The sequence below is a fragment of the Microcoleus sp. genome (genome assembly GCF_049646505.1).
In the GTDB taxonomy this organism is placed as follows: Bacteria; Cyanobacteriota; Cyanobacteriia; order Cyanobacteriales; family Microcoleaceae; genus Microcoleus.
This window is the reverse complement of sequence record NZ_JBARVX010000198.1, coordinates 1-6,448: the sequence shown is the minus strand read 5'-3', so window position 1 is coordinate 6,448 and position 6,448 is coordinate 1. Positions and strand designations below refer to the sequence as shown.

The 6,448-nt window shown below is 49.2% G+C and carries 6 protein-coding genes; 1 reads left to right on the top strand and 5 read right to left on the bottom strand.

Annotated elements, in window-relative coordinates; genetic code table 11:
* Nucleotides 1-317 precede the first annotated feature (317 nt).
* The 5 genes from WBA89_RS10875 to WBA89_RS10855 all read right to left on the bottom strand — a co-directional run bounded on the left by WBA89_RS10875 (nucleotide 318) and on the right by WBA89_RS10855 (nucleotide 4,047).
* Nucleotides 318-851, bottom strand: coding sequence for a phycobiliprotein lyase (locus WBA89_RS10875; protein ID WP_424406297.1), 534 nt, complete (start codon nucleotides 849-851; stop codon nucleotides 318-320).
* Nucleotides 852-1,049: 198 nt separating this feature from the next.
* Nucleotides 1,050-1,808, bottom strand: coding sequence for a phycobilisome rod-core linker polypeptide (locus WBA89_RS10870; protein ID WP_424406296.1), 759 nt, complete (start codon nucleotides 1,806-1,808; stop codon nucleotides 1,050-1,052).
* 11 nt (nucleotides 1,809-1,819) lie between these two features.
* Nucleotides 1,820-1,975 carry a hypothetical protein gene (locus WBA89_RS10865; protein ID WP_424406295.1) on the bottom strand — a complete coding sequence of 52 codons (156 nt, stop codon included), beginning with the start codon at nucleotides 1,973-1,975 and terminating at the stop codon, nucleotides 1,820-1,822.
* Nucleotides 1,976-2,106: 131 nt separating this feature from the next.
* Nucleotides 2,107-2,901, bottom strand: coding sequence for a phycobilisome rod-core linker polypeptide (locus tag WBA89_RS10860; protein WP_424406294.1), 795 nt, complete (start codon nucleotides 2,899-2,901; stop codon nucleotides 2,107-2,109).
* Nucleotides 2,902-3,177: 276 nt separating this feature from the next.
* Nucleotides 3,178-4,047 carry a phycobilisome rod-core linker polypeptide gene (locus WBA89_RS10855; protein ID WP_424406293.1) on the bottom strand — a complete coding sequence of 290 codons (870 nt, stop codon included), beginning with the start codon at nucleotides 4,045-4,047 and terminating at the stop codon, nucleotides 3,178-3,180.
* Between the two features lie 662 nt (nucleotides 4,048-4,709).
* Here WBA89_RS10855 and WBA89_RS10850 point away from each other — a divergent pair.
* On the top strand, nucleotides 4,710-6,347 hold the full coding sequence (locus tag WBA89_RS10850; protein WP_424406292.1) for an MBL fold metallo-hydrolase: 1,638 nt from the start codon (nucleotides 4,710-4,712) through the stop codon (nucleotides 6,345-6,347).
* The last annotated feature ends 101 nt before the right edge of the window (nucleotides 6,348-6,448 follow it).

The window sequence follows — 6,448 nt, the reverse complement described above, 5'->3', positions numbered from 1 at the left end:
TGGGAATTGGGAATTGGGAATTGGGAATTGGGAATTGGGAATTGGGAATTGGGAATTGGGAATTGGGAATTGGGAATTGGGAATTGGGAATTGGGAATTGGGAATTGGGAATTGTCAGCATTTTTTTATTAGCCGTTTCTCATCCAATGACTGATGACTGATGACTAGCCTTCGGTTTCGCTCTTCGGCTAAAATGACTAACAACTAACAACTAACAACTAACAACTAACAACTAACAACTAACAACTAAGAGGGCGGGCACGGGGGCACCGCCCCTACCAACTAATGACTAATGACTAATGACTAATGACTAATGACTAATTAGCAGACAAACAGCGGATTTCTGATGAAAAAGAAGCGGTGGTAACGCCTGCGCCGTCGCTTGTTTTGATTAGGGAGACGCGGAAGCGCAAATTGGGAGTGCCGAACCAGATGCGCTCTTCTGCAGCGGCTCGATCGTACTCTGTAATTAAAATAAAAGTTCCGTCTTTTGTCAACTGGTAGCGGCCGACAGCAGGCACTGTCTCAGCATACCCGCGATCGCGCAGCAGTTTCCCCTCGGACGGATTTTCGGGATTTGGCACCGGTACGAGCACGCAACTGCCTTCTAGTACCTCTTTTTCGTCCCAATCCGACTCGCCCTCCCAACTCATCCGAAAAGGATGAGCAGCGTCAGCAGGATCGATATTGTACGATCGACAAAGCTCCACTACTTCTGCATCGTCGGCATTCAGCGCTACAATGTCAATTCTAGAACGAACTTCCTCAAAGTGACTGAATGCTAAATGGTGAGCGCTGCGTTGCGATCGCCATTTGCCAATTGAACGATCGATAAATTCACTTAAATTCATTGGGAATTGGGAATTGGGCATTGGGCATTGGGCATTGGTAATTGGTAATTGGGCATTGGCTATTAGCACTAACCAATAACCAATAACCAATAACCAATAACAACTAACTACTGACCAATATACCTCTCCAGAAACGGAAGTTTTGAACAGGCATCCTGCCTGTTCCACAATATTTTTTGGAGAAGTCTAATGACCGATCTAAGCAACCTCAGTAATGCTGAGGATTCTTCCCCCACTCTTATTGATATACTGAATGTTCTCAGACAACTGGCTGTAACCCACTTCATAAGTTACATTGCTCACCCTTCTCCGAGAGCCGCTACCCTTGACAGCCGAGATCCGAAAACGCTTGCCAGTATTGCTGTAAGCACCAAAACCGCTAGCAGGAGCTTTGATTTTTGTGCCGAGATTAGCAGCTACATCGGTAATCAATTTTGCCTTATTGCTGGCATCGCTGGTAGCATCGCCGCGGTACAAAGCAAACATCCGATTGAAACCAACATTTTTGTTGCCAACTTGGCTGCGAGTGCTGCGGGCATTGGGAACAGTATTTTCGCCAAAACTTGAATTGTACTCGTTGCTATCGAGATAAGAATCAATTTCAGCGTCGTATCCTTGCTCGTTATAAGTGATAACGTGTTCGGAAATTTCCGATTGATCGGCAGGCGCGCGGCCCAACAAATGCTTAGAATTGAGTTCGATAAACCGATAGGGGGAACTAGACTCAAAAAAGAGCGATCGGTACAAATCCGATTTGGCTACCAAGTTCACAAAACCCTTGACGGTGATATCGCCATTTCGCAACAGCGATTCAGCACTCGTTAGCCGATCGCACTCCATCAAGTGTGCGTTACCCAAGACTTGTTTGTAAACAGCCCGAATCACTGTTTGCAAATCATCTTCTGTAGCATTTGCTCGCAGTTCCACAGGTGTCGATTCCACAGCCCATAAAGACATTTTATTTTCTCCTAATTTTCAATTGCTTTGGTAGTTGTAATTAGTTCGATCGTTTGCGCTACAAGTCCTCCGATCGTGAAAACTTGCATTCCGAACGATCGAACCGTTTTGATTTTGAGGGATCTATCGGCAACGATATAACTGGTAATTGTTAACTCGCTACTCATCAAAAGTTGCGAGCTTCGACGGTGCGTAATTCCTCTTTTTTATTGGTAATTTTTTAAGTTTGAATTCATGATTCATCCTTTTTCTTTACCTTCGCAATTACCCGTTTGCCTTACCAATTATCCATTACCAATTATCCAATTTCAGTGATGCTGACAATTCGGCCGCTCGTGCGATTAATCCGCTGAATTTGCGGAGTCATCCTGTTACCGGGAACAATATATTCCACAGTGCTGGTGCGGCGGGGTTGGTTGTACTTAGCGCCTTGCACCACAATCTTAAACATCTTTTCAGTCGCGTCAGCATAACCGCTACGTCCTCCAGACATCGGAGGTACAATCTTGCTGGTGCTGTTAGTTGCCACAGCATAGGTTAGCTGAGAATCCTTATTTGTGTCAGTTTCGGCAGGGCCGCGGAACAGAGCAAAAATCCGGTTGTAGCCTACTTGTTTTTGACCCACTTGGCTGACAGCAGCGCGGTAGAAAGGTACGGTATTTTCGCCGAAGTTTTCTTGATATTCTTGGCTGTCAAGATAAGAATCAATTTCCGCGTCGTAACCCTGTTCGTTGTACCGGCGAACGTGCTCGGAAATCTCGGCTTGATCTTGAGGTGCTCTTCCTAACAAATGTTTGAAGTTGAGTTCGACAAATCGGTAGGGAGAAGCTGTTTCAAAAAATCGGGCGCGATACATTTCCGATTTGGCGATCGCCCGCACGAAGTCGCGCACCGAAATGCTACCATCGCACAACTGAGATTCTGCGCTCGTCAAACGCTCGCTTTCCATCACGTAAGCGTTGCCCAAAACCTGCCGGTAGGCTGCCCGAATCGCGACTTGCAACTCTTCCAAACCGCTCTCCGGCCACAGCTCAACTGGTGCGCCCGAAAAAGGTTCTATTCCGAATTTTACTGCTGGTGCTGTACTGACCATTTGTACTTTTCCCCCTTCCTATTCTGTTGATAAAAACCTTTGAAAATCTGCTTTTCTACTCTGTTAAATTCCGCGAGTAGATTGGTTCCAAAATAACTCTAGGGTGTACAGCGTGCACCTTACCCCTGTAGGGTGCACGCCGTGCACCTTACGCAGACATTTTGCCGTTATACCATTTCCCAAACAGCATGAAACTGCAAGCTAGTTCCAAACCCTTAGCTCGTGAGTGATTCTGCAGTCGAAAATCCCCCGTGCCACAATCGAAAATGGTATTGCTTAGCTGACCGGTGTGATGCTAGCAATCACGCCGCCCATTTGGTGAATCCGCTGGTACTCTTGCGATAATTTATCAAAAGGAACCAGATAGACTTGGTTGCTGCGGCGGAATTTCGAGACGCGGTTGACCACATTCGATCGATAAGCCGTAACTTCGATCCGGTATACCTTGCCTTCCTCGCCAGCTCCGGCTCCGTGACGAGTCCGAGCGCCAACGGGCGAATCTTGGAACGCCCAGCCGTCGGAACCGCCCGAAGGAGCGATTACAGCTAGGGGCGTTTCTTGAATTACGTGCTTGTACAATTTGGGACTGTTACCAGCCAAACTGCCCTTCAGGTCGCTGCTGGAAGCACCGCGCAGCAGTTGGAACATATAGGTAAAACCAACCATGTTCTTGCCCGTTTGGGTTTTGTAGCCGCGGTAATACGGTACTATGTCTTCCCCGTAAGCGTTTTGGTATTCGTCGCTGTCGATGTAGGAATCGATATCAGCTTCAAAGCCGCTTGCATCGAGGATATTGCTGTGATGCTTCGTTTCTTGGTAGCCCTCTGGCGCTCTACCTAACAGGTGCTTGAAAGTCAGCTCCGTATAGCGGTAGCGCGGACAAACGTCAAAAAAGCGCGACCGGTAAAGTTCCGATTTCGCTACTTGGCGCACGAACTCGCGGACGCTGATTTCGCCGCGTTTGAGCTGCGATTCGGGAACCGAAAGCCGTTCGCTCTCCATTACGTAAGCATTGCCCAAAACTTGTCGGTACACTGCTTGAATTACGGTGGCGGCTTCCTCATCCGAGCGTCCGGGCCACAACTGAATAGGGTCTGTGTCTTCAAATAGGGCGACGCCCAATTGAGATGCAGGTCCAAAAGTCATTTAAACTCTCTCCTGGATAGCCACAAGGTTTGCTTAGAAAAATGTATCAAAACTTTTACAAAGAAACCGATCGAACTCATAAACTCCCTTTCTGCCCTGACAGGAGCAGTTAGCTAGCACGAGTCTGGTTCTCTAAGTTTTTCTTATTGGACTATACACCGCCCTCAAAACCCCAGAGATGAAGATTTGTAAAGTTTTGTCAACATCTTTGGGCTGCTGAATTAAAATCTTCTCATAAAAAAGACTAGCTTTTAGCAGGCGCAAATTGTGAAAAAAGATTTAAAACTCAGAATACGAGATCGAGTTCGCTGCTATTGCAAGGTGCAATAAAATGTAACTTTTGATGCCCGGAACCAGTAGCATTAAGTTTGTCGAAAGGCAAAAACCCAAGGTCGCTGCCTTCGGAAAGCTGCATCAACTCTTAAAGTTCTATTACTTTCCTTGCACGGGAGCCGGAGCCTTCGAGGCAACATTAAACTCTAGGGCTATTGGACGACGCGCGATCGACCTGGTTTTTGTGTCGGGAAAAATATTTTAGTTGGTCAAAGCTGGTCGATCGCGCGTCGGTATCTGAACTCGATCGAAATAAATGCAGTCGCAGCCAATATTTGAGATTTCGCGATACTGCAAATTGCGCGCAAAACAGGGGACTAAACCCAGTGATGGATCTCGATTGTTTACCTTACGGCGCAGGCCACGCACAGGAAGGAGTTTGTTTGCTAGTGCGTATGGGGCCCCACCGCATTTTACTTGACTGCGGTGTAGAGGATGTCTCGCCCCTGTCAGCGGCACTAGATCGATCGCTCCCAGCCGATTTTGTCGTGTGCACCCACGCCCACTCCGACCACGCCAGAGGTTTGCTAGCACTTCACAAGTCTTTCCCCGACTTGCCAATTTACGCCAGCCAAGTGACAGCGCGACTGCTAGCGCTCAACTGGCCGGAACAATCTCAGCAGCCGGAGTCCCAGTTCTGCCAGCCACTGCCCTGGCAGTCGTCGATCGAACTGTGCCCCGGGCTGACCGTGCAGTTGTTCCCGTCGGGCCATTTGCCCGGAGCGGCCTCGGTGCTGCTGACCTATACAGCCCCCCACCGCACCTACACCCTGATTTACACCGGCGACTTTTTCCTGTCCAATTCTCGCTTGGTGGAAGGTTTGCCGCTGGGAGAACTCCGAGGCATGAAGCCCGACGTATTAATTGTCGAAGGCAGTTACGGCACGGCGCGCCACCCTCACCGCCGACAACTGGAAAATCAATTAGCCGATCGCATCCACCGGGCGATCGGCGACGGGTACTCGGTACTCCTGCCCTCGCCGGCGATCGGTTTGGGCCAAGAACTGCTGATGCTGCTCCGCAGCCACCACTATTTCACAGGCCGCGACTTGGATATCTGGGTAGACGGCACTGTCGCCGACGGCTGCGACGCTTATCTGGAACTGCTGCCCCAATTTCCCACGGCTGTCCAAAATTTTGCTCTGCACCAACCTTTGTTTTGGGACGAAAGGGTGAAACCCCGCGTCCGCCGCTCTTTCTGGGCCGAACAGTTGCAAGGGAGCGGCTCAACGCCTTGTATTGTGATTACTGACCGAATTGCTGATTTGAATTTGTATGTTGCCGATCGGACAAATCCTTGGATTTTGCTCGCACCTCAAAAACCCGGATATCCCCTCAAAGACTGGCTGCCCAACTGGGCCGAATCAGGAGTCAGAAGCATCGAAACTTATTTGCTAGCCGAACACTGCGACGGCCCGGGGACTACCCAGCTCATCCACAACTTGCGTCCCCAGCACGTAATTTTGGTGCACGGTTCCCCCGCCTATTTGGCTGATTTGGCTAACTTAGACGAGCTGCGGAACCGCTATCAGTTGCACACTCCGGCGACGGGTACGATCGTTGAATTGCCGATCGGGGAAATGTTTTTGCAGCCCGCGATCCCGGAAACTAACTATGAAGGAGAACTCAGCGAATTAGGCACAGAGGTAGCAATTAGCTTGCCCAGTCCGATAACAGCCGATCCTCGGTGGGCCAACTTTGCCGATACCGGTTTAGTAGAAGCCCGCTGGCAAGGCGAAGAACTTGTACTGCGCGGCATTTCCCAGCGGGAACTGCTTTTTCAAGGCAGCCCCGTTGCCACCAACCTCGAATGCTGCGGCAATTGCCAGCACTACCGCGGCCAGCGCTGTTGGAACCAGTCCAGTCCTTTGTTTGGCTTTAAAGTTACTCCCGACGGTTACTGTCCGGTGTTTGAATCGATACCGGAGTCCGAACTTTTCCTAGATGGGGAAACAGAAGGCCAATGATATCATTTCCGGTAACACCGTCAGGTGATGTTGACAGTTGACTGTTAACTGTTAACTGTTGATGGTTTGAACAATACCGATACAACCGAAAACGATATGAT

Excerpts from the sequence above, each read along its gene's own strand:
- WBA89_RS10875 (WP_424406297.1), bottom strand. The coding sequence starts at position 851 with ATGAATTTAAGTGAATTTATCGATCGTTCAATTGGCAAATGGCGATCG.
- WBA89_RS10870 (WP_424406296.1), bottom strand. The coding sequence starts at position 1,808 with ATGTCTTTATGGGCTGTGGAATCGACACCTGTGGAACTGCGAGCAAAT.
- WBA89_RS10865 (WP_424406295.1), bottom strand. The coding sequence starts at position 1,975 with ATGAGTAGCGAGTTAACAATTACCAGTTATATCGTTGCCGATAGATCC.
- WBA89_RS10860 (WP_424406294.1), bottom strand. The coding sequence starts at position 2,901 with ATGGTCAGTACAGCACCAGCAGTAAAATTCGGAATAGAACCTTTTTCG.
- WBA89_RS10855 (WP_424406293.1), bottom strand. The coding sequence starts at position 4,047 with ATGACTTTTGGACCTGCATCTCAATTGGGCGTCGCCCTATTTGAAGAC.
- WBA89_RS10850 (WP_424406292.1), top strand. The coding sequence starts at position 4,710 with ATGGATCTCGATTGTTTACCTTACGGCGCAGGCCACGCACAGGAAGGA.